Annotated in this window: 19 protein-coding genes; 10 read left to right on the top strand and 9 right to left on the bottom strand. The window is 73.6% G+C overall.

What is annotated here, in order from left to right:
- Positions 1-3: 3 nt before the first annotated feature.
- The 4 genes from DSM104329_RS24545 to DSM104329_RS24560 form a co-directional block, all read right to left on the bottom strand.
- Positions 4-687: a response regulator transcription factor gene (locus DSM104329_RS24545; protein ID WP_259312489.1), complete on the bottom strand. Its 684-nt coding sequence runs from the start codon at positions 685-687 to the stop codon at positions 4-6.
- A complete protein-coding gene (locus DSM104329_RS24550) occupies positions 684-2075 on the bottom strand; it encodes a sensor histidine kinase (RefSeq protein WP_259312490.1) in 1392 nt (463 codons plus the stop codon). Before DSM104329_RS24550 ends, DSM104329_RS24545 begins: the two co-directional genes overlap by 4 nt.
- Before the next feature lie 69 nt (positions 2076-2144).
- Positions 2145-2366, bottom strand: coding sequence for a hypothetical protein (locus DSM104329_RS24555; RefSeq protein WP_259312491.1), 222 nt, complete (start codon positions 2364-2366; stop codon positions 2145-2147).
- A gap of 694 nt (positions 2367-3060) precedes the next feature.
- A complete protein-coding gene (locus tag DSM104329_RS24560) occupies positions 3061-4404 on the bottom strand; it encodes an HD-GYP domain-containing protein (RefSeq protein ID WP_259312492.1) in 1344 nt (447 codons plus the stop codon).
- 117 nt (positions 4405-4521) lie between these two features.
- Between DSM104329_RS24560 and DSM104329_RS24565 the strand changes: the two genes are divergently transcribed.
- The 5 genes from DSM104329_RS24565 to DSM104329_RS24585 are packed head-to-tail and all read left to right on the top strand — an operon-like array spanning position 4522 to position 9276.
- Positions 4522-5709, top strand: a complete 1188-nt coding sequence (locus tag DSM104329_RS24565) for an MFS transporter (RefSeq protein WP_259312493.1) — start codon at positions 4522-4524, stop codon at positions 5707-5709.
- Between the two features lie 23 nt (positions 5710-5732).
- Positions 5733-6881: an FUSC family protein gene (locus tag DSM104329_RS24570; RefSeq protein WP_259312494.1), complete on the top strand. Its 1149-nt coding sequence runs from the start codon at positions 5733-5735 to the stop codon at positions 6879-6881.
- 8 nt (positions 6882-6889) lie between these two features.
- A complete protein-coding gene (locus DSM104329_RS24575; RefSeq protein ID WP_259312495.1) occupies positions 6890-7438 on the top strand; it encodes a YqgE/AlgH family protein in 549 nt (182 codons plus the stop codon).
- 13 nt (positions 7439-7451) lie between these two features.
- On the top strand, positions 7452-8813 hold the full coding sequence (locus tag DSM104329_RS24580) for a TrpB-like pyridoxal phosphate-dependent enzyme (RefSeq protein ID WP_259312496.1): 1362 nt from the start codon (positions 7452-7454) through the stop codon (positions 8811-8813).
- A 16-nt stretch (positions 8814-8829) separates the two neighbouring features.
- Complete coding sequence (locus DSM104329_RS24585; protein ID WP_259312497.1) at positions 8830-9276, top strand: type II toxin-antitoxin system RatA family toxin; 447 nt, start codon at positions 8830-8832, stop codon at positions 9274-9276.
- On the opposite strand, the gene DSM104329_RS24590 is transcribed toward DSM104329_RS24585, so the two are convergent.
- Complete coding sequence (locus tag DSM104329_RS24590; protein ID WP_259312498.1) at positions 9273-10601, bottom strand: sulfatase family protein; 1329 nt, start codon at positions 10599-10601, stop codon at positions 9273-9275. The genes DSM104329_RS24585 and DSM104329_RS24590 overlap by 4 nt on opposite strands.
- A gap of 54 nt (positions 10602-10655) precedes the next feature.
- On the opposite strand from DSM104329_RS24590, the gene DSM104329_RS24595 reads away from it, so the two are divergent.
- Positions 10656-11474, top strand: a complete 819-nt coding sequence (locus tag DSM104329_RS24595) for a Stf0 sulfotransferase family protein (protein ID WP_259312499.1) — start codon at positions 10656-10658, stop codon at positions 11472-11474.
- Here DSM104329_RS24595 and DSM104329_RS24600 read toward each other — a convergent pair.
- On the bottom strand, positions 11455-12285 hold the full coding sequence (locus tag DSM104329_RS24600) for a formylglycine-generating enzyme family protein (RefSeq protein ID WP_259312500.1): 831 nt from the start codon (positions 12283-12285) through the stop codon (positions 11455-11457). The genes DSM104329_RS24595 and DSM104329_RS24600 overlap by 20 nt on opposite strands.
- Positions 12286-12353: 68 nt before the next feature.
- Here DSM104329_RS24600 and DSM104329_RS24605 point away from each other — a divergent pair, with 68 nt between their 5' ends.
- The 3 genes from DSM104329_RS24605 (at position 12354) to DSM104329_RS24615 (ending at position 19619) form a co-directional block, all read left to right on the top strand.
- Entirely contained in the window at positions 12354-12833 is a 480-nt protein-coding gene (locus DSM104329_RS24605; RefSeq protein ID WP_259312501.1) for a molybdopterin-binding protein, read from the top strand.
- Between the two features lie 175 nt (positions 12834-13008).
- Positions 13009-16146, top strand: a complete 3138-nt coding sequence (locus DSM104329_RS24610; protein WP_259312502.1) for a carboxypeptidase regulatory-like domain-containing protein — start codon at positions 13009-13011, stop codon at positions 16144-16146.
- 125 nt (positions 16147-16271) lie between these two features.
- On the top strand, positions 16272-19619 hold the full coding sequence (locus DSM104329_RS24615) for a calcium-binding protein (RefSeq protein WP_259312503.1): 3348 nt from the start codon (positions 16272-16274) through the stop codon (positions 19617-19619).
- Between the two features lie 68 nt (positions 19620-19687).
- On the opposite strand, the gene DSM104329_RS24620 is transcribed toward DSM104329_RS24615, so the two are convergent.
- The 3 genes from DSM104329_RS24620 to DSM104329_RS24630 are packed head-to-tail and all read right to left on the bottom strand — an operon-like array spanning position 19688 to position 21933.
- Positions 19688-20437 (bottom strand): SDR family oxidoreductase, encoded by a 750-nt coding sequence (locus DSM104329_RS24620; RefSeq protein WP_259312504.1) that lies wholly within the window; start codon positions 20435-20437, stop codon positions 19688-19690.
- Between the two features lie 33 nt (positions 20438-20470).
- A complete protein-coding gene (locus tag DSM104329_RS24625; protein WP_259312505.1) occupies positions 20471-20875 on the bottom strand; it encodes a hypothetical protein in 405 nt (134 codons plus the stop codon).
- Positions 20806-21933, bottom strand: a complete 1128-nt coding sequence (locus DSM104329_RS24630) for an APC family permease (protein ID WP_259312506.1) — start codon at positions 21931-21933, stop codon at positions 20806-20808. The genes DSM104329_RS24625 and DSM104329_RS24630 overlap by 70 nt, the downstream gene beginning before the upstream one ends.
- A 118-nt stretch (positions 21934-22051) precedes the next feature.
- Between DSM104329_RS24630 and DSM104329_RS24635 the strand changes: the two genes are divergently transcribed.
- Positions 22052-23251, top strand: a complete 1200-nt coding sequence (locus tag DSM104329_RS24635) for a GTPase family protein (protein WP_259312507.1) — start codon at positions 22052-22054, stop codon at positions 23249-23251.
- Positions 23252-23258: the final 7 nt, after the last annotated feature.

Here is a 23258-nt window from a genome sequence, read left to right on the forward strand (position 1 = left end):
CCGTCATCCCCCGGCGCGGTCGTCGAACCGGTACCCCACCCCCGGGTCCGTCCGGATGTACCGAGCGCCGATCTTGCGGCGCAGGTTGGCGACGTGGACGCGCAGGACCGCGACGTCCTCGCCGTACGCGCTGCCCCACACGGACGTGAGCAGCTGGCGGTGGGTGAGCAGCCGGCCGCGCTGGCGCAGGAGCGTGCGCAGGAGCTCGAACTCGGTCGGGGTGAGGTGGACCTCCGCGCCGTCGACGAGCACGCGCCGCGCCGCGAGGTCGACCTCGAGGCCGTCGACGCGGACCGCCGGCTCGTCGGGGTCGCCGCCGGCGCGGCGCAGCGCCGCCTGCAGGCGCGCGACGAGCTCGCGCGGCCCGAAGGGCTTGACGATGTAGTCGTCGGCGCCGGCCTCGAGCGCGCGGACCTTCTCGTCCTCGTCGCCGATCGCCGACAGGACGATGATCGGCATCTGCGACCACTCGCGCAGGCGCCGGCAGACCTCGACGCCGTCGCCGTCGGGCAGGACCAGGTCGACGATCGCGGCGTCCGGCGGGCGGACGGCCGCCCGGTCGAGCGCCTCCTCGGCGGTCGCCGCCTCGATCACCTCGAAGCCCGCTTCGCGCAGGATGACCCGCAGCGCGCGGAGGATCTGGTGCTCGTCGTCGCAGACGAGCACCCGCGGGCCGGGGGCGCTCACCGCGCGAGCGCCTCCGCGCGCTCGATGGGCAGCGCCACGACGAACGAGGAGCCCTGACCGGGCAGCGACTCGACCCACACGCGCCCGCCGTTGGCCTCGACGAGGCCGCGGACGATGGCCAGGCCGAGCCCCGCGCCCGCGTCGCGCCCGCCTCCGCGGCCGCCCCCGCCTCCGCCCCCGCGATAGAACGGCTCGAAGATCCGCTCCTGCTCAGCGCGCGGGATGCCGGGGCCGCGATCCACCACCCGGATGACGAGCCGATCCCGCTGTGCGCGAGCGCGGACGATGACCGGGTGCCCGCCGCTGTGGCGCGCGGCGTTCTCCAGGAGGTTCGCGAAGGCGCGCTCGAGCTGCGCGGCGTCCGCGCGCACCGGCGGCAGCGCCCCGAGCGACAGCTCGAAGCGGTCCGCGCCGCCGGCGGCGTGCGCCGCCTCGCGCAGCAGGTCCTCGACCTCGACGAGCTCGGGACGCCGCGTCCCCGTGCCCGACTGCAGCCGCGACAGGTCGAGCAGCTTCTCGATGAGGCGCGACAGCCGCGAACCCTCGTCGACGACCACCGAAGCGAGCTCGTCGCGCTCGGCCGCCTCCAGCGCAGGCGAGCGCAGCGCCTCGCCGGCCGTGACCATCGCCGTCAGCGGCGAGCGCAGGTCGTGCGAGACCGCCCGCAGCACCGCGGTCTTCGCCACGTCGCTCTGGCGCAGCGCCGCGGTCTCCACGACCTCGGCCTGCAGCGACTCGCGCTCCAGCGCCGCCGCGACGACCGGCTCGAGTGCGGGGACGATCCGCTCGGCGAGCCGGCCGGCCACCGCGGGCGTCAGCTCCGCCGGCACGACGAGCTCGGCCCCGGCGCCGAGCGCGAGGGCCTGACGGTTCGGCCCGGGGTCCTGACCGGCCGGCGCGATCGCCGCCGATGGCAGGCCGAGCCCGGTGGCGACCCGCTCGGCGACCAGCTTCAGAGCGTCTTCGAGGTCGCGCTCTCCGAGCAGCAGGCGCGCGGCCTCCGCGGCGAGGTCGGCCTCCTCGCGGCGCATCTCGGCCTCGACCGCCCGCCGGCGCGCGACGGCGGCGACGCTGCAGGTCGCCAGGCCGACCACGACGAACGCCGCCAGCGAGAGCCAGTGGTTGCGCTCGGCGAGCGTGAACCGCCCCGTGGGCGGGAGGTGGAAGAAGTTGAACGCGGCCGCGGAGGCCACGGTCGTGACGACGGCGAGCCAGACCGGCCAGAACGTCGCGACGACGATCACCGCGAGCAGGTAGACCACCCCGAGGGTGGCGACCGGGGCGATGTCCTCGAGCGGATACAGGACGATCGTGGTCGCCGCCACGAGCGCAGCGGCGACGAGGGCACCCGTCAGAATCGACGGCGCTGCGTCCCGAGCTCCGTCCATGGGATGCGAGCGTAGCGCTCGGACCCAGCGGCTCGGTGCGGACGGGGCGGCTGGCGCGCTCGCGGGCGCTCAGCCCGCTTCGGCGATGCGCAGCGCCCCGCCGGCCAGCGTCACGCACGCGTCATAGAACTCGCGCAGGAGCGCCTCGTCGGCGTAGGCGATCGCGCTGAGCTGCCAGTCCTCGTCGTCGGCGAGCGCCGGGAGCGCGAGCGCGGTGCGCGCCACCTCCCCGAGGGCCTGTGCACCGTGGAACTCCGGCCAGCGCGCCCGCGCCCGCATGTCGGCGGCCACTCGGGCCAGCGCCTCCTCGAGCCCGGGGCGGTCGCCGAAGGCGCCATGGGTGCCGCCGGCCGCACACGCCGCGAGGGCAGCGAGCCGCCGCGCCCCAGCGACGTGCCGCCGCCGCCCGAACGCATCCTCGGCCGCCGGATCGAGCTCGGCGAACGCCTGCGCGAGCCGCGCGACCGCCCGCAGCGGCGGGCCGAGGCCGTGAGGCTCGGCGGCGCGGATGCGCGCCAGCTCGCTGTCGAATCCTGCGGGGATCCCTCACCCTCCTTGGGGGCCTGGCATCGAACAACCGTTGAGATGAACCTTGCAGGACTCGATTCCCGCCCGGCCCCGGCCGACAAACACGGAGAGCGCCCCCTGGGGGACGCCCTCTGGTCGCCTGTTCGAAGAGCAGGCGCTGTTCGATCAGAGCTTGAAGCCCATGGTGGCGCTCCTCTTCCCGCCGCATGTCCGTGCGGCGTCACGTTGGTATCCGATTCGCCGTGAGCAGAGCGGGCGTTGCAGCGCCCGCTCTGTGCTTCCTGCGATGGCGCCACTGTAGGCGCGGTCCCGGACGTCCAGCCAGCTTCACTCGAGCATTCGGCCGAATTCTGGACGAATGTTTGAGCTTGAACGCGCGAACTTCGTCGCGTGGCGTGGCGTCGTGGCGTCGTGGCGTCGTGGCGTCGTGGCGTCGCGTCGCGTCGCGTCGCGTCGATCAGGCGACGAAGGCGCGCACGCGCGCCTCGAGGTCCAGCTCGGCCTCGAAGTCGGCGTCCGTCGTGTGCTGGAAGGCGACGGAGGAGCCGAGCAACAGGTCGATGAACGCCTCGACGAGCCGTCCGTCGAGCTGCGTGCTCGAGACGCGGCGCAGCTCGGCGATCGCTTCCTGCCGGGAGACCGGGGTGCGGTAGGAATCGCGCGCGGTCATCACGTCGTAGGTGTCGGCGACCGAGATGATGCGCGACAGCAGCGGGATCTCCTCCCCGCGCAGGCCGCGCGGGTAGCCCGCGCCGTCGACGCGCTCGTGGTGGCAGCGGATGATCTCGGCGACCGCGGCGAGGCCCGCGACCTTGCCGACCACCCGGGCGCCCTGCGCCGGGTGGCGCTTGACGATCTGCCAGTCGTCGTCGCTGAGCCGGGCCTCGGCGAAGAGGATGCGGTCAGGGAAGATGAACTTGCCGATGTCGTGCAGGAGCCCGGCGGTGTGGACGAGCTCCTGCTCCTCGGGCGTGCAGCCCGCCGCGAGCGCGATGGCCCGCGAGTAGCGCGCGACCGCGGCCGAATGGCGCGCGGTCATCTTGTCGCGCAGCGACAGCGTCTGGACGAGCGCGGCGAGCGCCCCGACCTGGAGCGCGGCGAGCTCGGTGGTGCGGGTCTCGAGCTGCTCGGCCCGCTCCTCGGACTCGAGCAGCGCCCGCGTCAGGAACTGGAAGGCGACGAGCGCGACGACGAGGACGGCGAAGGCGGCGATGCCGATGCTGATGTAGATGACCGAGAACGCGAGCACGAGCGTCGCGGCGGCCAGCTCCGAGGGCAGCAGCGGCACGAGGACCCGGCGGACCTGCATCCCGATGCCGTAGCCCAGCCACAGGCGGCCGCCGAGGGCCGTGAGCGCGAAGTTCAGCGTGATGGTGGCGACGTAGACGCCGAAGACCACGAAGCCATAGGCGAGGCCGGCGGGGTCCGCGCCGGCCTCCTGCGCCCCACGGGCGAGCAGGCCGCCCACGAGCGGGAAGAGCGCGTACGTGACGACGTTGCTCAGCGTGCGGGCCCGGGACAGCCGCTCGCGGGCGGCGTCGACGCCGATCGTCAACAGGGCGATCGCGACGGCGGGCGCCGGCCCGAGGAACGCCATCGCCAGCACGAGCGCGATGAAGGATCCCGAGAGCCGCTGCCCGCGGGTCTCGATGCTCAGGGCATCGCTGAGCACCGCCAGCGCGGCGAGCAGGATGACGAGGGCGAGCGGCCGCCAGTCGCTCGCGCGCGACGTCAGAACCGCGACCGACAGCGCGCCGACCAGCACGGCGAGGTGTCCGCCGATCAGGGTTGTCCGTCGCACACCCGCGTCTATCGGTCGATGCAACGGAGAAGTTGAGTAACGGGTCGGACGCGGTGCGATCGACGCGCACCCCGATCCCCTAACGTGCCGTCCCTCTTGGGGGAGCACCGGGCACCCATGCGCGTCGCGGGCTTCCCGCGTCTGGCGCTCTCGTACGCGGTCAACGAGCTGGGCGACAACCTGGGGGTCGTCGCCCTGGCGATCCTCGTGCTCGACGGAACCGACTCGGCCCTGGCGACCGCCGGGCTCTTCGTCTGCGCGCGCTTCCTTCCCGCGCTCGCGGCCCCCTGGCTGACCGCCCGCCTCGACCGCCGGGCCGTCAACCGCTCGCTTCCGGCGCTCTACGTGCTCGAGGCGCTCGCCTTCGCCGGGCTGGCGCTCATCGCCGGCGGCACGTTCGCGCTGGCGGCGGTGCTCGTCCTCGCGTTCGCTGACGGAACGCTCGCGCTGACCGGCCGTGGCATCTCCCGCGCCGCGGTGGCCGCGCTGCTCCTGCCCCACCGCGCGCTGCGGGAGGGCAACGCCCTGCTCAACGCGGCCTTCGCGGTCACGTCGGCGGCCGGCCCCGCGGCGGCGGGCATCCTCGTCGGCACCGCGGGCGCGGCCGCGGCGCTGTGGGTCGACGCGGCGTCGTTCGCGCTCATCGCCGCGCTGCTGTTCGTGGCGCGGGACCTGCCGCCGGCCGCTGCGGAGGATCCGGGCGGCGCGCACTGGGCGGCCCGCGTCCGCGAGGGCGTCGCCGCGGTGCGCCGCGAGCCGATCCGCACGCTCATCGCCGCCCAGGCGGTCGCGTTCGTCTTCTTCTTTCTCGTCATCCCGATCGAGGTCGTCTACGCGAAGGAGACGCTGGACGCCGGCGACGTCGGCTACGGCGTGCTGCTCGCCGCGTGGGGCGTCGGACTCGTGCTCGGGTCGGCCGTCTTCGCCCGCGTGCGCGAGCGGCCGACCCGCCTGCTGGTGGTCGGCTCGACCCTGCTGGTCGGCGCCGGCTACATCGGCCTGGCCGCCGCACCCGGGATCGTGCTCGCCTGCGTCGCGTCGGTCGTCGGCGGCACGGGCAACGGGGTCCAGTGGGTGTCGGTGCTGACCGCGGTCCAGGAGGCGCTGCCCGAAGGGCTGCAGGCCCGGGTCGTCGGGCTGCTCGAATCGGTGGCGGCCGCCGCGCCCGGCGCCGGGTTCCTGGCCGGCGGCGTGCTGACCGCGCTGTGGTCGCCGCGCCTGGCGTACCTCGTTGCGGGGGCCGGCGTGATCGTCGTGGCGATCGCGATGGCGCGCCGGATCGCCCCCACCGCCCGTTCAGGCTGACCGCGCGGGGGTACGGTCGGTGGGTGGCCACCGTCCGCGACCGTCTCACGCGCCCGCCCGGCGACCTGATCGACGCGGCGGCGCGCCGGTCGCGCAGCTCGATGCGCGAGCGTGTCGACCGCCTGCTCGGGACGTGGCTCACCGTGGCCCAGTGCGCGGTCGGCGCGGGGCTCGCCTGGCTCGCGGCGACGCAGATCGCGGGCCACGCGCACCCGTTCTTCGCCCCGATCGCCGCGATCCTCACGCTCGGCCTGACGTACGGCCAGCGCTGGCGCCGGGCCGTCGAGCTCTCGGCCGGGGTCGCGATCGGCATCGGCATCGCGGACCTCATCGTCCTCGGGATCGGCACCGGCGCGTGGCAGATCGTCATCGTCGTGGCGCTCGCGATGAGCGCCGCGGTCCTCGTCGGCGGCGGGCCGCTGTTCGTCAACCAGTGCGCCGTCTCCGCGGTGCTGGTCGCCACGCTGCAGGGGCCGAACACGAGCTTCTCCGGCGCGCGCTTCGTCGACGCGCTCATCGGCGGCGCGGTCGGCCTGCTCATCACCGCCGTCATCCCGACCGACCCGCTGCGAATCGTGCGCCGCGAGGCCGAGCCGCTGCTCGAGGAGCTCGCCGAGGTCCTCGACGACGTGGCGGCCGCCCTGCAGGACCGCGATCCCGAGGCGGCCAAGGCGGCGCTGCGCCGCGGCCGGGCGATGGATCCGGCGAGCGCGCGCCTGCGCGAGGCGATCAGCACCGGCCACGAGGTGACGACGTTCTCGCTGGCGCCGCGCCGGGCGCGCGGCCCGCTCGACGCGTACTCGGTCGCCTACGAGCAGATCGACCTCGCCGTGCGCAACAGCCGGGTGCTCGCGCGCGGGGCGATCCGGGCGACCGAGCTCGGCGAGCGCGTCCCGCCGCATGCGATCGACGCGGTCCGCGACCTCGCCGCCGCGGTGCGCGCGCTCCCCGGGGAGCTGGCGGGCAGCAGCCCGTCGGGGCGGGTGGGCGACGCCGCCCTGCGCGCCGCGGCGCGCTCGACCGCTGCGCTCGAGGAGACCGGGAACCTGTCGGCGAGCGTCATCGTCGGCCAGATCCGCTCGACCGCCGTCGACCTCCTGCGCAGCCTCGGCATGAGCGGGGACGAGGCGCGCGCCGCCGTCCGCGACGCACGCGCGAGACTGGGGGTGTGAAGGAGCCGATGGACTCACTGCGCGGACAGCTGCTCATCGCCGGACCGACCCTGCTTGACCCGAACTTCAGGCGCACGGTCGTGCTCGTGTGCGCCCACTCGCCCGAGGGGGCGCTCGGCCTCGTGCTCAACCGCGCGTCGCCGGTCGACGCGCTGGAGGCGCTGCCCGAGCTCGGCGAGACGCTCGCCTCCACCCCGCCCCCGCGACTGTGGATCGGCGGTCCGGTGCAGGAGCAGAGCGTCGTGCTGCTCGCCGAGTTCGAGGACCCGGGCGAGTCGCTGATGATCGAGGGCGACCTCGGGCTCGTCACCGACGGCGCGACGCTCGAGGATCTCCCGACGCGGACGCGGCGCCTGCGCGCCTACCTCGGCCACTCGGGCTGGGGCGCGGGCCAGCTCGACGCCGAGCTCGAGCGCGAGGACTGGATCGTCGCCCCGCTCTCGGCGGGCGATCCGTTCGCCGAGGACGCCGAGGACCTGTGGCCGAACGCCCTGCAGGCGCTCGGCGGGACGTACGCGCTCCTGGCGCGCATGCCCGACGACCCCTCGATGAACTGAGAGGATTCCTCGCATGGCCGAGCCGACGAAGTTCCTGCTCTCCGAGGACCAGATCCCGACGGAGTGGATCAACCTGATGGCGGACCTCCCCGGGCCGCCCCTGCCGCCGCTGTCGCCCGCGACGATGCAGCCCGCCGGCCCGGAGGACCTCGCCGCGATCTTCCCGATGTCGCTCATCGAGCAGGAGGTCTCGGCCGAGCCGGAGATCGCCATCCCGGACGAGGTCCGCGAGGCCTACCGGCTGTGGCGCCCGACGCCGATGTTCCGCGCGCGGCGCCTGGAGCGCGAGCTCGATACGCCGGCGCGCATCTACTACAAGTACGAGGGGGTCTCCCCCGCCGGCTCGCACAAGCCGAACACGGCCGTCCCGCAGGCCTGGGCGAACAAGCAGGCCGGGATCACGCGCCTGAGCACCGAGACCGGCGCGGGGCAGTGGGGCTCGTCGCTGGCCTTCGCGTGCGCGCTGTTCGGCCTCGAGTGCGAGGTGTTCATGGTCGGCTCGTCCTACGACCAGAAGCCCTACCGCCGCTCGATGATCCAGACGTGGGGCGCGACCGTGCACCGCTCGCCGAGCGACCGCACGGAGGCCGGCCGGTCGCAGGCGTCGCATCCGACCGGCTCGCTCGGGATCGCGATCTCCGAGGCCGTCGAGATCGCCGCCCAGCGCGAGGACACGAACTACTCGCTCGGCTCTGTCCTCAACCACGTGCTGCTGCACCAGACCGTCATCGGCGTCGAGTCGATCGCCCAGATGGAGCTCGCCGGCGACGAGCCGGACGTCGTCATCGCGTGCGTCGGCGGCGGGTCGAACTTCGGCGGGATCGCCATCCCGTTCCTGCGCCGGGTGCTGCGCGGCGAGGCGAAGACGCTGTTCATCGCCGCCGAGCCGGCCGCCTGCCCGACGCTCACGCGCGGCGCCTACCGCTACGACTTCGGCGACACGGTCGGGCTGACCCCGCTCATGCCGATGTACACGCTCGGCCACGACTTCGTCCCGCCGCCCGTCCACGCGGGCGGGCTGCGCTACCACGGCGACTCGCCGCTCGTGTCCGCGCTCGTCAAGGAGGGGCTCGTCGAGGCGCGCGCCTACCGCCAGAACACGTGCTTCGCGGCGGCGCTGCAGTTCGCGCGCACCGAGGGCATCATCGCCGCGCCGGAGTCCTCGCACGCGATCCGCGCGGCGATCGACGAGGCCGAGGCGGCGCGCGAGGCCGGCGAGGCGCGCGTGATCCTCTTCAACCTGTCCGGCCACGGCGACTTCGACATGGCCGCCTACGACGCGTACCTGGCCGGGAACCTGGAGGACCCGGAGTTCTCGGAGGCCGACATGGAGGCCGCGCTGGCCCGGCTGCCGCAGACGCCGGCGATCGCCTGACCCATATTCTGGACCCATGGCGCTGACCGGAGAGCACACCGTGGAGATCGCCGCGGCGATCGAGGACGTCTATGCGATCGCCGCCGACCTCGAGCAGGCGCCCGAGTGGCAGGGCTCGCTGCAGTCGGTGACGATCCTCGAGCGCGACGCCGCCGGGCGTGCCGTGCACGTCGAGACGATCTCCGACGCGAAGGTCAAGACGATCCGCTCGTTCCTGCGCTTCTCCTACGACCCGCACACCGCGATGGACTGGTCGCAGGAGAAGGGCGACGTGAAGTCGCTGTACGGCCGCTGGAGCTTCGACGACCTCGGCGGCGGCCGGACCCGCGCGACGTACCGGCTCGAGGTCGACCCGGGCCGGCTGCTCGGCATGCTCGTGCGCGGGCCGGCGGAGGATCGCGTGCGCAAGGCGCTGGTCGACGATGCGGCCGAGGGGCTGCGCACCCGCGCCGAGCGGCGTTAGGAGCCGAGCGCGACGCCCTCGCCCGCGACGACCGTCGGCTCGCCGGCCGACACCGCGTCCGTGAGGTTCAGCCGGGAGCCGGGCAGGGGCGCGACGGGGCCGTCGAGCAGCGGGTCGCCGGTCTCGTGCATCCAGGTCTCCAGACGCTCGCCCAGCATGGCGACGACGGGCGCGTGGGCCGGATCGGCGGCCAGGTTGGCCATCTCGCCCGGGTCGAAGACGAGGTCGTAGAGCTGCTCGGCGGCGACGGGCCGCTGGGCCCACCCGTGCTCGAGCAGGAGGTCCTTCGTCGGGCTGTCGTCGGTGTTCGCGAGGCGCGGGCGCAGGTCGTCGTCGAACCGGCGGATGTACTTCCAGCGGCGGGTCCGGACCGAGCGCTGCGGCTCGTAGGTCGCGTGGTAGGTGATCTCCGAGAACACGGCGTCGTGCAGCTCCTCGGCCTGGCGCCCGGCGAGCGGCAGCAGCGACCGCCCCTGCAGCCACGCGGGATGCTCGATCTCCGCGAGGTCGCAGATCGTCGGAAAGAGGTCCAGCTGGGTGACCATCGCGTCGACGACGCGGCCGCCGTGGAAGCCGCCCGGGCCGCGCATGATCAGCATGACGCCGAGGCCGCGATCGGTGAGCGTCGCCTTGGCCCCCGGGAACGGCAGGCCGTGATCGGTGGTCAGGATGACCAGCGTGTCGTCCGCCGCGCCCGACAGGTCGAGCGCGTCGAGGACAGAGCCGACACCCTGGTCGAGCCGGCGGGCGCTGGCCTTGAACGCCGCCATGTCGCGCCGTGTCTCCGGCGTGTCGGGCATGTTCGAGGGCGGCTGCGAATACAGCGCGTCGCGCACGGAGCTGGGCTCGAAGAAGTCGCGGTGGGTCTCGAAGAAGCCGATCGAGAGGAAGAACGGGCGGTCCTTCGGCCGCGTCCGCAGGACCTCCGCGGCGGCCGGGGCGATCGTCTCGACGTGCGTGTCGTCGACGTCGACGACGTGGTCGTAGCCGATGATCCCGGGATCAGTGCTGATGTGCTGCTCGCCGACGAGCGCCGTCCAGTAGCCGGCCGCGCGAAGCGGATGGGTCAGGTGGTGCGAGTAGTCCTTGAGCGCGTAGCCGCGGTGCGCGAGACCGAGCATGCCGTTCGTGTGGGCGTACTCGCCGGTGAGCAGCGCCGCCCGCGAGCCCGAGCAGGCGGGCACCGCGCAAAAGGCCTGGCGGAACAGCACGCCCTGGTCCGCGAGCCGCTGGATGTTCGGCGTCGGGATGGCGTGGCCGTAGGGCTGCACGTATCGCCCGGTGTCATGCGAGTGCAGATAGAGGACGTTGGGGGTAGCGGTCACGGGAGGGCCCTTAAATTAGCAATCTCTACTGACTTAGTGGGTAAACTGCGCGACATGTCACCGCCAGCCGAGTCGGTCTTCGTCTGTGCCACCCCACGGAGCGGGAGCACGCTGTTCTGCGAGGCGCTGTCGGCGACCGGCGTCGCCGGGCGCCCCGCCGAGTACTTCGAGGCCCTCCGCGGCACGGATCTGCCGCGACAGCCCCAGGAGTACTTCGACGAGCTGACGCCCGAGCTTGAGGCGCTTCTGCCGCGCTTCGACCAGCAGCCCGCCCCCGAGCTCGCCCGCTCACGCACGTACGGCGAGTACCTCGCCTGGGCGCGCCGCGAGGGGACGACGCCGAACGGCGTGTTCTCGGCCAAGCTCATGTGGGGCTACCTGGGCGAGTTCGCCGACCGTCTGCGCGAGGTCGGCTACGCCGGCGACAGCGACCTCGACGTGCTCGCCGGCGCTTTCCCGCGGCCCCGGTACATCCGGGTGGTCCGGCTCGGCAAGGTCGAGCAGGCCGTGTCGCTGTGGACCGCGATCCAGACCCAGAGCTGGCGCGACGGCGAGACGTTCACGGACGCCGACCGCGAGCCCGTCTTCCACCGCGCGGCGATCGACCACCTCGTCCGCCGCCTCACCGAGCAGGAGGACCGGTGGGGGACGCTGTTCGCCGCCCAGGGGATCGCGCCGCTGACGATCGTCTACGAGGAGCTCGTCGAGCACTGGGAGGTGACGATGCGGCGTGCGCTGCGCTACATCGGCGCGGCCGACGCGGACGGGATCGAGCTCCCGGCCCCGCCGCTGCGCCGCCAGTCCAACGGGCGCTCCCAGAGCTGGGTCGAGCGCTTCGCCGGCGCCGCCGCGCTCAGCCGCTCGACGTGGTGAGGTCCGCCGCGCAGCGGAAGCCGACGTTGCCCGAGGAGCTGTCGGGCGTGTCGCCGGTGCGCGCGGCGACGCGGTAGCGGTTGCAGTAGGAGTCGTGGCACAGGTAGGAGCCGCCGCGCATGACGAACGTGCCCGGCGACGGCTCGAAGGCGTCGGCGACCCGCTCCCACACGTTGCCCGACGCGTTGTGCAGGCCGTAGCCGTTGGGCGCGAACGCGCCGACGGGCGCCGTGCCCAGGTAGCCGTCCTCGAGCGTGTTGTGCTCGGGAAACGTCCCCTGCCAGATGTTCGCGCGGTGCTCGCCGCCGGGGGTGAGCTCGTCGCCCCACGGATAACGCGCCTGGACGAGGCCGCCGCGGGCGGCGAACTCCCACTCGGCCTCGGTGGGCAGGCGCAGCCCCGCCCATCCGCAGTAGGCGAGCGCATCGGCCTGGCTGACGTGGACGACGGGGTGGTCGAGGCGGTCACGGGCGGTGGACTGCGGGCCCTCGGGATGGGCCCAGTCCGCACCGTGCACCTGCCGCCACCACGGCGCGGCGGCGACGCCGCGCGTGGGCGGGAAGTCACCGGGCAGCAGGCCGGCGAAGACGAACGACCAGCCGAAGCGCTCGGCGTCGGTCGTGTGGCCGGTGTCCGCCACGAAGTCGGCGAAGCGCTCGACGGTGACCGTGAACGCGTCGATGGCGAACGGCGCCACCTCCACCTCGCGCGGCGGGCCTTCGCGATCGGCGAGATGGGCGTCCTCGTCGGCCGTCCCCATGAGGAACGCACCACCCTGCAGCGCGATGAGCGTGTCGCGATGGGCCGCCACCGGTCCAGCGTAACGTCCGTTTCACCGTCCCGTCCCAAATCTCCACTAATTTAGTAGGCATGCTCGACGTGACACCCGAACCAGCCGACATCCTCGCCGACGACCCGGCCGCCCGATGGCGCGCGACGCCGCTCGGCACACGGCGCGACCCGTTCACCGGCTACCGGGAGCGCGAGGAGCACCGCTTCGTGGCGCCGGGCGAGGCGGACCGCCCCGGGCGGCGGATGACCGCGCCGCCCGTGCACGCGCTCGTCACCGCCTACGACGCGCACGCGCTGCGCGGCATCGCGTGGAGCGACGGCACGCCGATCGCGCGGGCCGACGTGTCGGTGGACGACGGGCGGTGGCAGCCGGCCGAGCTCGAGCCGGGAACGGGACGCTGGGGCCTCACGCGCTGGCACGTGCCCTGGAGCCCGGGTCCGGGAACGCACGACGTGGCCGTCCGCGCGACCGACGCCGCAGGCCGCACCCAGCCGGAGCGCCCCGCCCCGAACCTCGGCGGCTTCGCCGACCACGCGGTCCACCGGGTGACGCTGCGGGTGGACTGAGCGCGCGCGAGTTTCGCGCCGGCAGATCCTTGATCTTCGTCTCCGGGCTCAAGTTCTTGAGCTGACGGACGACAATATGAGTGTGCCGTGGCGGGGGACAGTGCTGCGTCGGTCCCGGTGGGGGCGTGCTCCTGCCCGTCTCGCGCTGCTCGCGACGCTCCTCGCGGCCCTCGCCGTGCCGGCCTCGGCACCGGCCGCGACCGGCGGCAAGATCACCGGCCGCGTGACCGACGGCAACGGCGGCGGACTCGCGCTCGGCGCCGCCTACGCGTACCGCGCCGGCGCCACGCAGCCTGCCGCCTCCGCCTGGATCGTGCTCGGCGGCTACACGTTGTCGGTGCCCGACGACGGCGACTACAAGGTCTACTTCGTCGACCAGCTCGACAGCTCGACGGTCGCCGAGTTCTACGACGACAAGCCGTCGCTCGCGCAGGCCGATCCCGTCACGGTCCGCGGCGGCGCGACCGTCTCGCGCGTCGACGCCGCGCTCGTCACCGGCGGACGGATCAGCGGCCGCGTGCGCACCACGAGCGGGATCGCGATCGGCGGCGCGACCGTCGCCGCATACGACGCGCAGACCGGCGGGTTCCGGACCTCCACGACGACCGCATCCAACGGCACCTACACCCTGCCGGCCGTCGCGGGCGGCGCGTACAAGCTCTACGTCGTCGGGCCGTCCGGCGGCGGCTACATCAGCGAGTACTACGACGACGAGGCCAGCCTCGCGGCCGCCGATCCCGTGACGGTCACCGCGGGACGGACGACGACCGTGCGCGACACGCTCCTCGCGAAGGGCGGCACCGTCTCCGGCCGCGTGACGGACGCCGGGGGCAGCGGCGTGGATCGCGTCACCGTCTTCGCCTACCGGGCGAACACCGGGGAGGGCGCGGGCGGCACGTACACGGCGCCTGACGGCACGTACCAGCTCGACCTCGAGGCCGGCGCCTACAAGCTCATCTTCGCGCCGCCCGACGGCAGCAGCCTCCTCCGGGAGTACTACGACGACAAGCCGACCCGCGACGCCGCCGATCCCATCACCGTCGACGCGGGCCGCGCGGTGACCGGCGTCAACGCGTCGCTCGCCGGGGCCGGCCAGATCGGCGGCAAGGTGACGGACACGGCGAAGACCGGCATCGCGGGCGCCACCGTCACCGCCTACTCGCTCGACGGACAGACCGCGGGCAGCACGACGACCGGCACCGGCGGCGCCTACACGCTCGCGGGCCTGCGCGCCGGCTCCTACAAGGTCGGCTTCAGCGGCCCGCCCAACGGCCCCTACGTCCCCGAGTTCCACAGCGACCGGGCCACCCTGGGATCGGCGAACGCCGTCACGGTGACGGCCGGCAGGACCACCGCGATCAGCGCGGACCTCGCGAAGTACGCCGCGTTCACCGGCAAGGTCACCGCCAAGAGTGGCGGCAAGGCGATCTCCGGCGCGGTCGTCAGCGCCTTCTCGTCCTCGGGCGACCTCGCCGGCACCGCCACGTCGAACAGCACCGGCATGTACACGCTGGACCGCCTGGCGCCCGGGACGTACAAACTGCGCTTCGCGGGGCCCGACGGCAGCACCTTCTTCCCCGAGTACTACCACGACACGACGACCCTGGCCGCCGCGCTCGCGCTCACGCTCACGTCCGGCAGGTCGCTGACGATCTCCGAAGCGCTGGACGCCCCTCCGCCGCCCGGCCAGATCAGCGGCTACGTCCGCGGCGACAGCGGAGCCCGCGCGGCCGGCGTGACCGTCACCGCCTACACCACGGCCGGCGCGACCGCGGGCACCGCGACGAGCGCCGCCGACGGCACCTATCGGATCGACGGACTGGCCGCCGGGTCCTACAAGGTGGGCTTCGCGCCCGCGGCGAGCTCGCGCTTCCTGCCCGAGTACTACCGCGACCGCACGACGCTCGCCTTCGCCGACGCGGTGAAGGTGACGGCCGGCAAGGCGACGTCGGTCACCGGGTCGCTCCCCGAGCGCGGCGCGTTCACCGGCAAGGTCACGGCGAAGAGCGGCGGCAAGGCGATCGCGGGCGCCATCGTCACCGCCTTCACGCCGTCCGGCGACGTCGCCGGCAGCGCGACGGCGAACAGCAGCGGCGTCTACACGGTCGACGGGCTCGCCCCGGGCTCCTACAAGCTGCGCTTCGCCGGACCGGCGGCGAGCACCTTCGTCGCCGAGTACTACCACGACCGGGCCACCCTGGCGACCGCGCTGACGCTGAGCATCTCCTCCGGGCGCACGTCGACGATCTCCGAGGCGCTCGACGCCCCGCCCCCGCCCGGCCGCCTGAGCGGCTACGTCCGCTCAGACACCGGCGAACGGCTCGCGGGCGCCACCGTGACGGCGTACTCGGCGACCGGGGAGTCCGCCGGCACCGCCACGACCGCCGCCGACGGCACGTACGCGATCGACGGCCTGCCCGCCGGCCCCTACAAGGTGTCCTTCGCGGGCCCGGCCGGCTCGCGCTACGTCAGCGAGTTCTTCCGCGAGCGCTCGAGCGTCGTCGAGGCCGACGCCGTGACGGTGACCGCCGGTCGCACGACGGCGCTCAACGGCTCGCTCCACGCCCCGCCCGCCCCCGCGCAGGTGACCGGGCACGTGACCGACGGGTCGGGACGCGCGATCGGCGGCGTCACGGTGACCGTGTACGGGGTCTCCGAGACGGCCGTGGCGACCGCGACGACCGGCGCCGGTGGCGCCTATACGGTCGACGGCCTCGACTCGGGCACCTACCGGATCGGTTTCGCGGCGCCCGAGGGCAGCCGCTACATCAGCGAGTTCTACTCCGACCGCGACACGCTGCCGCGCGCCCGTCCCGTGGCGGTGAAGCTCGGCAAAGTCGTCACCATCGACGCGGCCCTCGCCGAGCGCGCACCCGCGGGCGCGATCAGCGGCCAGGTGTCCGACAGCGCCCGCAACCGGATCGCGGGCGTCACCGTCACCGCATATGACGCCACCGGCGCCGCGGCCGGTTCGGGCGTCACCGGGGCGGACGGCACGTACACGATCGAGGGGCTGCCCGCGGGCGACTACCGCCTCGGCTTCGCCGTGCCGGGGACGAGCGACTACGTCGGCACGTTCTGGCGCGACGCGCCGAACCTCGCCACCGCCGGCGCCGTGAGCGTCCGCGACGGCAGGACGTCGACGTCGGTCAACGCCAAGCTGCTGACCGTCGCGCAGGCCGAGCGCCTGGCCGCCTCGGCCCAGGACGAGGCGCGCGCCCAGGCCGCGCCCGTCGTGCAGACGCACGACCCGTCGCCGGTCACGGGCGCGACCCCGCCGCCCGCCGACGCGGGCACGAGCCGCACCCCGTAGCTGCAGGAGCTCCGTCCCGATCAGCCGCCGGCAAGCGGGTCGGCGGGTCGCGGCAAGCGTTCGGCAAGTGGCCGCCGCCAAGCTCGCGGCCGCTTCCCGAACACGCTCCTTCAGAGGTCCTCCCCATGCTCTGTCGCGGTCCAGCCCGACGCGTCCTGCCGGCTCTGCTGGCGGCGCCGGCCCTCCTCATCGCCGTACCCGCCGTCGCCGACGCGGCCAGCGTCTCGCGCAATTCCAACATCGTCGCGTTCACGGCATCCGCCGGTGAGGCGAACAACGTCGCGGTGCGGGTCTCCGGCACCGATCTCGTCGTCACCGACTCCGGCGTCGCCGCCCTCACGGACGGCGACGGCGCCGGCGGCTGCAGCGTCAGCGGGCGCATCGCCCGCTGTGCGCTCGCCGGCCTGAGCAGCGTCCGCGTCTACACGAAGGACGGCAACGACATCGCGACCGCCTCGGGCGCCCAGCGGGTCTCGCTCAGCGGCGGCGACGGCAACGACCAGCTCACGGGCGGCGACGGCGCCGACACGATCCTCGGCGAGGCCGGCAACGACCTGCTCGCCGGCGGCGGCGGGCCCGACACGCTGAAGGGCGGCGACGGCACCGACCGCGCCCGCTACGGCTCGAGCACCGAGAACGAGGTCGTCTCGCTCGACGGCCAGGCCAACGACGGCTCGGCCGACGACGGGCGAGAGGGCGCGCGCGACAACGTCGGCACCGACGTGGAGAACCTCAGCGGCGGCCAGGGCGACGACACGCTCACCGGCGACGCCGGCATCAACGAGCTGCTCGGCGGCCCCGGCCACGACACGCTGGACGGTGCGGGCGGCAACGACGTCGTGACCGGCGACGCCGGCGACGACACGCTCATCGGCGGCGCGGGGGCCGACCGCAACGTCGGCGGCGCCGGCACGGACGTGGCCAGCTACGCCGGCTCGACGGAGGCCAAGACCATCGACCTGCGGGTCACCGGCGCCAAGCACGGCTCGGCCGAGGACGGTCCCGCGGACGCGCGCGACACGATCAATGCGGACGTCGAGGGCGCCGTCGGCGGCTCGGCGAACGACAAGCTGATCGGCACCGGCGCCGCGAACGTCCTCGACGGCGGGCCGGGCAACGACACCCTCAACGGGGCGGCGGGCGACGACACCCTGCGCGGCGGTCCGGGCACCGACGAGCTGAACGGCGGCCTCGACGGCGACGCGATCGAGGGCGGCGACGGCAGCGACCTCGTCACGTACGAGGGCAGCAAGGAGGCGGAGTCGGTGACGCCCGGCGAGGGGTCGCACGACGACGGCTCCGCCGACGACGGTCCCGACGGCGACCGCGACGACGTCGCCGGCGACGTCGAGCGCATCGCCGGCGGCACGAAGAACGACTGGCTCATCGGCACCGACGCCGCGAACACGATCTCCGGCGGCGACGGCGACGACTTCATCTACGGCGGCCGGGGCGCCGACGTCATGCGGGGAGGCGCCGGCTCCGACACGGTCACCTACGGAGGCAGCCAGGAGAGCAAGACCATCACGCTCGACGGCGTCGCCAACGACGGGTCGGCCGAGGACGGCGGGGCCAAGGACAGCATCGGCGCCGACGTCGAGAACGCCACCGGCGCCAGCGGCGACGACTCGATCACCGGCAACGACGGCCAGAACCAGCTGTTCGGCGGCCCCGGCGGCGACGTCATCACCGGCCGCGGCGGCAACGACATCGAGCTCGGCGGCGAAGGGCGCGACGTCTTCTTCCAGGACGCCGCGTCCAACGGCAGCGACATGATCAACGGCCAGGGCGGCGCGGAGGACCTCGCCTACTACATCTCGCGCACGGACCCGGTCGTCATCGACCTCGCCGGCGGCTCGCGCAGCGGCACCGACGCCAACGGCGACGGCATCGGCGACGAGGCCGACATGATCATGGGCGTCGAGGTCGGCTACGGCGGCTCGGGCAACGACCGGCTCAAGGGCGACGACGGCCCGAACACGTTCTTCGGCGCCGGCGGCGACGACCTCCTCGTCGGCTACGGCGGCGACGACCGTCTGGTCGGCAACGAGGGCGACGACCAGATCCAGGCCGGCGACGGCAACGACACCGTCGACGGCGGCTACGGCGCCGACCTGCTGTTCGGCAGCCGCGGCGACGACGACTTCCCCGTCACGTCGTGCGGCGTCCTCTGCGGGTCCTACGACGACAGGAACGACGTGATCGACGGCGAGGAGGGCGCCGACCGGCTCGACTACCAGTACCGCGTCGTGGGCGTGCGCGTCGACGTGGGCTCGCAGGACAACGGCGAGGACGCCGACTTCAACGGCGACCCCGAGGAGGACGACAAGATCGCGAGCATCGAGAAGGTGCTCGGCACGAACCAGCGCGACTGGATCCGCGGCACGGACGGCGCCGACGAGCTCGACGGCCGTGGCGGCGACGACGTGATCGACGGGGCGGCCGGCAACGACGCCGTGCGCGGCGGCGAAGGCAACGACTCCGTCGACGGCGGCGCGGGGGCCGACGCGCAGCGCGGCGACGCCGGGGACGACAACCTGTTCCAGGGCTTCGCGCCCGACGAGGGCGACGACATCGCCGGCGGCGACGGCGACGACACGGCCGACTACAGCGGCCGGGGGTCGAGGATCGCCGTCTACCTCAACGGCCTCGCCGACGACGGCTCGGTCGGCGAGCTCGACGACGTCCACATCGACGTCGAGCGGTTGAAGGGCGGCACCGGCGACGACCTCCTCGTCGGCGATGGCAACCCGCAGCGCATGTGGGGCAGCGCCGGGATCGACCAGATGCTCGGCGAGGGCGGCGCCGACGAGCTGCACGGCGGGGCCGGCGACGACCAGCTCAACGGCGGCGACGGCAACGACCGCCTCGACGGCGACGACGACGACGACCGGCTGTCGGGCGACGCCGGCAACGACGAGCTGCACGGCGGCAACCACCAGGACGACCTCGACGGCGGCATGGGCGACGACGCCATGTACGGCGAGCTCGGCGACGACTGGTTCGAGGGCGGGACGGTGGCCAACGGCGCCGACCTGATCTCGTGCGGCACGGGCGGCGACTCGCCGGAGACGCACCCCTGGTACGACACCGTCGCCTACTTCAGCGCCAGCATCACCAACGGGCGCACGCAGCCGCTGTACATCAACCCGGACGGGATCGCCAACGACGGCCAGGACGCCGACTTCGACAAGGTCGGCGAGGAGGGCGACAACGTCATGCCCGACTGCGAGCAGATCTGGGGCGGCAAGGCCAACGACTACTTCGAGGGCACGACCGGCCAGGATCGCTTCATCGGCATGGAGGGCAACGACGGGTTCCGCTCCAACGGCGGCCTCGACTACCTCGAGGGCCGCGACGGCGACGACGTGTTCCTCGCCAAGGACGGCCAGGAGCAGTGGCTGAGCGGCGGCCCGGGGACGGACGTCGCCCAGTACGACGCGGGCGTCGACAAGCTCATCGACGTCCCGTAGGAGGCGTCAGCCCGGCATCGGGCCGAGCCGGCGGGCCAGTGCGCCCGCCGGCATCGCCTCGCGCGCGCTCAGCCGCGCCCGATGAACGGCATCGTCGTCGCCATGACCGTGAGGAACTCGACGTTGGCGTCGAGCGGCAGCCCGGCCATGTAGAGCACGCCGTCGACGGCGTGACGCAGGTCCATCGTCGGCTCGCGCCTGACCGACAGGTCGGCCTGCAGCGCCCCGCCGGGGAAGTTCTTCGTCATCTCGGTCGCCGCGTTGCCGATGTCGATCTGGCCGCAGGCGACGTTGACGGCGCGCCCGTCGAGCGAGATGGATCGGGTCAGTCCGGTGATGGCGTGCTTCGTCGTCGTGTAGGCGGCGGCGTGCGGCCGGCCCACCTGGGCGGAGATCGATCCGTTGTTGATGATGCGCCCACCCTGCGGCCGTTGGTCGCGCATGATGCGGAACGCCGCGCGGGCGCAGAGGAAGCTGCCGTTGAGGTTGGCGTCGACGACGGCGCGCCAGCCCTCGTCGGTGATCTCGTCGAAGCGGACCTGGTCGCCGAACGTCCCGGCGTTGTTGAAGAGCAGGTCGAGCCGGCCCCAGGCGTCGCTGACGGCGGCGAAGAGCGCTTCCACCTGGGCGGGGTCCCCGACGTCGGCGGGCACGACGAGCGCGCGGTCGCCGGCGCCCCCGGCCGTCTCGTTCAACGGCTGCTCGCGACGGCCGGCGAGCGCGACCCGGTAGCCCCGGTCCAGCAGGGCCAGGGCCACCGCCCGGCCGATCCCGGAGCCGGCACCGGTGACGACCGCGGTCGGTCCTTGCTCGTTCATGGCCGCACATGCTGCCAGCGCGGGCGGCCGCGCTCACTCGTCGATACGCGCGGAGCCCATCCGCGCGTACGCCTGGGGCCGGTTGCGCTTCGCGTAGAGGGCGACGGCGACGCCGACCACGATCGTCACGATGTGCAGGTACGGCAGGTTGTTGATGACGTCCGACGTGCTGCCGGTCAGCGACGGGTAGTTCGCCAGCGCGAGGACCGTGGCGACGGCGAGCGCGACCGCAGCGGCCGCCGGCGCGAGCGTGTAGGCCAGGCGCCGCTCGCCGCGCCGCCAGAAGAACACGGCGACCGCGAGGGACGTGGTGGCCAGAAGCGCCATGAGGCCGACCGCGCCGAAGCCGGTCATGGCCGTCGACAGGTTCAGCAGCGGGTCCAGGCCGGCGATCGCGAAGCCGAACACGATGGCGGAGAGGATCGCCACCTGCAGCATTCCGGCGATGTACGGCGACTCGTAGCGCGGGTGCGTCCTGGCCAGCTGCCTGGGCAGGAAGCCGTCGCGCGAGAGCGCGAAGAAGTAGCCGCCGCGGCGTTGTGGAACGCGAGGACGGCCGCGAAGGCGCTCGTCACGATGAGGACGTTGACGACGTCGTTGGCGAACGACCCGAGGAACTGCTCGGTCTGGGCGAAGACGTAGCCGCCGGGGTCCTTCGCGGCGAGGTCGACGGCGCGGTCCATGCCCGGGCCGGCCAGCAGCGCCCAGGAGGTCAGCACGTAGAAGGCGCCGACGACCGCGACGGCGGCGTAGGTCGCGCGCGGAACCGTGCGCTTGGGATCGGCCGCCTCCTCGGCGTAGATCGCGGTGCCCTCGAAGCCGAGGTAGGACGAGAACGCGTAGATGATCGCCACGCCGACGACGCCGCCGAAGACGTTGCCGGGGGCGAAGGACTGGAGGGAGAAGGCGGACGGGCCGTTGTCGATGAGGATCGCGACGTCCAGCACGAGGAGGATCACCACCTCGCAGGCGAGCGCGACGCCGAGCACGCGCGCGGTCAGCGTGATGCGGCGGTAGCCGAGGAACGCGACGATGGCGATCGCGATCGCCGCCCAGACCTGCCAGCGCAGGTCGATGCCGAACAGCCGGTTCGCGGTGTCGGCGGCGAAGAAGGCGAGCCCACCGCACGTGGCCGCGGCGAGCGCGTTGTAGCAGACGGCCGCCACGTAGGCCGCGACCAGGCCGGTCGGCCGGCCGAGCCCGTGCACGATGTAGGCGTAGAACGCGCCGGCGTTGCGGACGTACGGGATCATCCGCACGTAGCCGACGGAGAACAGCGCGAGGACGAGCGCCGCGACGAGGAACATCCCCGGCGTCCCGACCCCGTTTCCGAGGAAGAACGCGATCGGCATGATCGCGACGACGACGGCCATCGGCGCGGCCGCGGCGACGACCATGAACCCGATGTGCCGGGCGTGGAGCGCGCCCCGCGCGAGGTGCGGCGGCGGACTGCCGGAACCCGGAGCGGGGTCCGTCCTGCGAACGGTCCGGCTCATGGTCTCCTCCCCAGGGGTTCTGGCCGGCGCGCCGGTGTGCGTCGCCGGGCGGTGCGCACGGTAGCGACGCCCCTATACAAATGCCAAGCCAGCGGTGCGGGTCGGGCACAATGGGCCCATGAGCGCACAGCCCCAGCGACCGGCGCACGACCTCACGTCCGCCGACATCGCCGCGCACGCGCAGTCCGCCTACGGCGAGGCGCTGCGCGAGCTCGGCCGCTTCAACCTGGCGATCTTCGGCAAGACCGGGGTCGGCAAGTCGACGCTCATCAACGCGATCTTCGGCAGCGAGGTCGCGGCGACGGGGACCGGGCGGCCCGTCACGTTGAAGACCGCCTACTACGAGCACCCGTCGGGCTACTTCGGGATGTACGACTCCGAGGGCATCGAGGTCGGCCAGGAGGGCGACCAGATCCTCGCGAAGTTCCGGTCGCTCATCGAGGAGCGCAAGCGCGGCCCGGTGTCGAAGCAGATCCACGTCATCTGGTACTGCGTGCGCGCGGCGGACCTGCGCTTCGAGGACGCGCAGGCCGAGTTCGTCCGCCAGCTCGCCGCCGACGGCGTGCCGGTGCTGTTCGTGCTGACGCAGGTCCAGACGCGCGACGGGGAGATCCACCCCGAGGTGCGCAAGCTCGCCGAGAGCGTGATGGAACGCGACCTGCCGCTGGCCGGCGGCAACCGCGTGTTCTTCACCATGGCCCAGCCCGACGACTTCGGAGGCTTCCCCGCACACGGGCTGCGCGACCTGCTGGATGCCACCTTTCGCGTTGCTCCCGACGCGGTCGAGGCCGCGCTGATCGCCGCGCAGAAGATCGACCTCGAACGCAAGGTCCGCAAGGCGCGCACGTACATCAAGGCGGCGGCCGCGACGGCGGCGGGCATCGGCGCGACGCCCATCCCGATCGCCGACGCCGCGCTGCTCGTCCCGGTGCAGGTGGGCCTGATGGCGAAGATCGCCGCGATCTTCGGGCTGAACATCACGACGGGGACGTTCGCCAGCGTCGCCGGCGCGGCGTTCACGGCGGGCGGCCTCACGCAGGCCGGCCGCTACCTCGCGACGACGATGCTGAAGTTCGTCCCGGGCGCGGGCACGATCGTCGGCGGGACGATCCGCGCCGGCGTGGCGAGTTCGCTGACGTTTGCGGTGGGCGAGGCGTGGATCGTCGTGTGCTCGCAGCTGCACGCGCTCGGCCCGCGGGGGGCCTCCGCGCTCGAGAGCAAGGCGATCCGCGAGATGTTCGTCGCGGCGCTGCGGGAGCGGTCGGGCGAGGCGACGAAGCGGCTGCCTCTCGGTCGGGGGCGAAGGGCCGAACGGTAGGCTCGCG

This window comes from Capillimicrobium parvum (assembly GCF_021172045.1).
Taxonomy (GTDB): domain Bacteria; phylum Actinomycetota; class Thermoleophilia; order Solirubrobacterales; family Solirubrobacteraceae; genus Capillimicrobium; species Capillimicrobium parvum.

Bases quoted from the DNA above. Each gene is read 5' to 3' on its own strand.
- DSM104329_RS24550 (WP_259312490.1), bottom strand. From the start codon at position 2,075: ATGGACGGAGCTCGGGACGCAGCGCCGTCGATTCTGACGGGTGCCCTC.
- DSM104329_RS24565 (WP_259312493.1), top strand. From the start codon at position 4,522: ATGCGCGTCGCGGGCTTCCCGCGTCTGGCGCTCTCGTACGCGGTCAAC.
- DSM104329_RS24575 (WP_259312495.1), top strand. From the start codon at position 6,890: ATGGACTCACTGCGCGGACAGCTGCTCATCGCCGGACCGACCCTGCTT.
- DSM104329_RS24580 (WP_259312496.1), top strand. From the start codon at position 7,452: ATGGCCGAGCCGACGAAGTTCCTGCTCTCCGAGGACCAGATCCCGACG.
- DSM104329_RS24585 (WP_259312497.1), top strand. From the start codon at position 8,830: ATGGCGCTGACCGGAGAGCACACCGTGGAGATCGCCGCGGCGATCGAG.
- DSM104329_RS24595 (WP_259312499.1), top strand. From the start codon at position 10,656: ATGTCACCGCCAGCCGAGTCGGTCTTCGTCTGTGCCACCCCACGGAGC.
- DSM104329_RS24615 (WP_259312503.1), top strand. From the start codon at position 16,272: ATGCTCTGTCGCGGTCCAGCCCGACGCGTCCTGCCGGCTCTGCTGGCG.
- DSM104329_RS24620 (WP_259312504.1), bottom strand. From the start codon at position 20,437: ATGAACGAGCAAGGACCGACCGCGGTCGTCACCGGTGCCGGCTCCGGG.
- DSM104329_RS24625 (WP_259312505.1), bottom strand. From the start codon at position 20,875: ATGCTGCAGGTGGCGATCCTCTCCGCCATCGTGTTCGGCTTCGCGATC.
- DSM104329_RS24630 (WP_259312506.1), bottom strand. From the start codon at position 21,933: ATGAGCCGGACCGTTCGCAGGACGGACCCCGCTCCGGGTTCCGGCAGT.
- DSM104329_RS24635 (WP_259312507.1), top strand. From the start codon at position 22,052: ATGAGCGCACAGCCCCAGCGACCGGCGCACGACCTCACGTCCGCCGAC.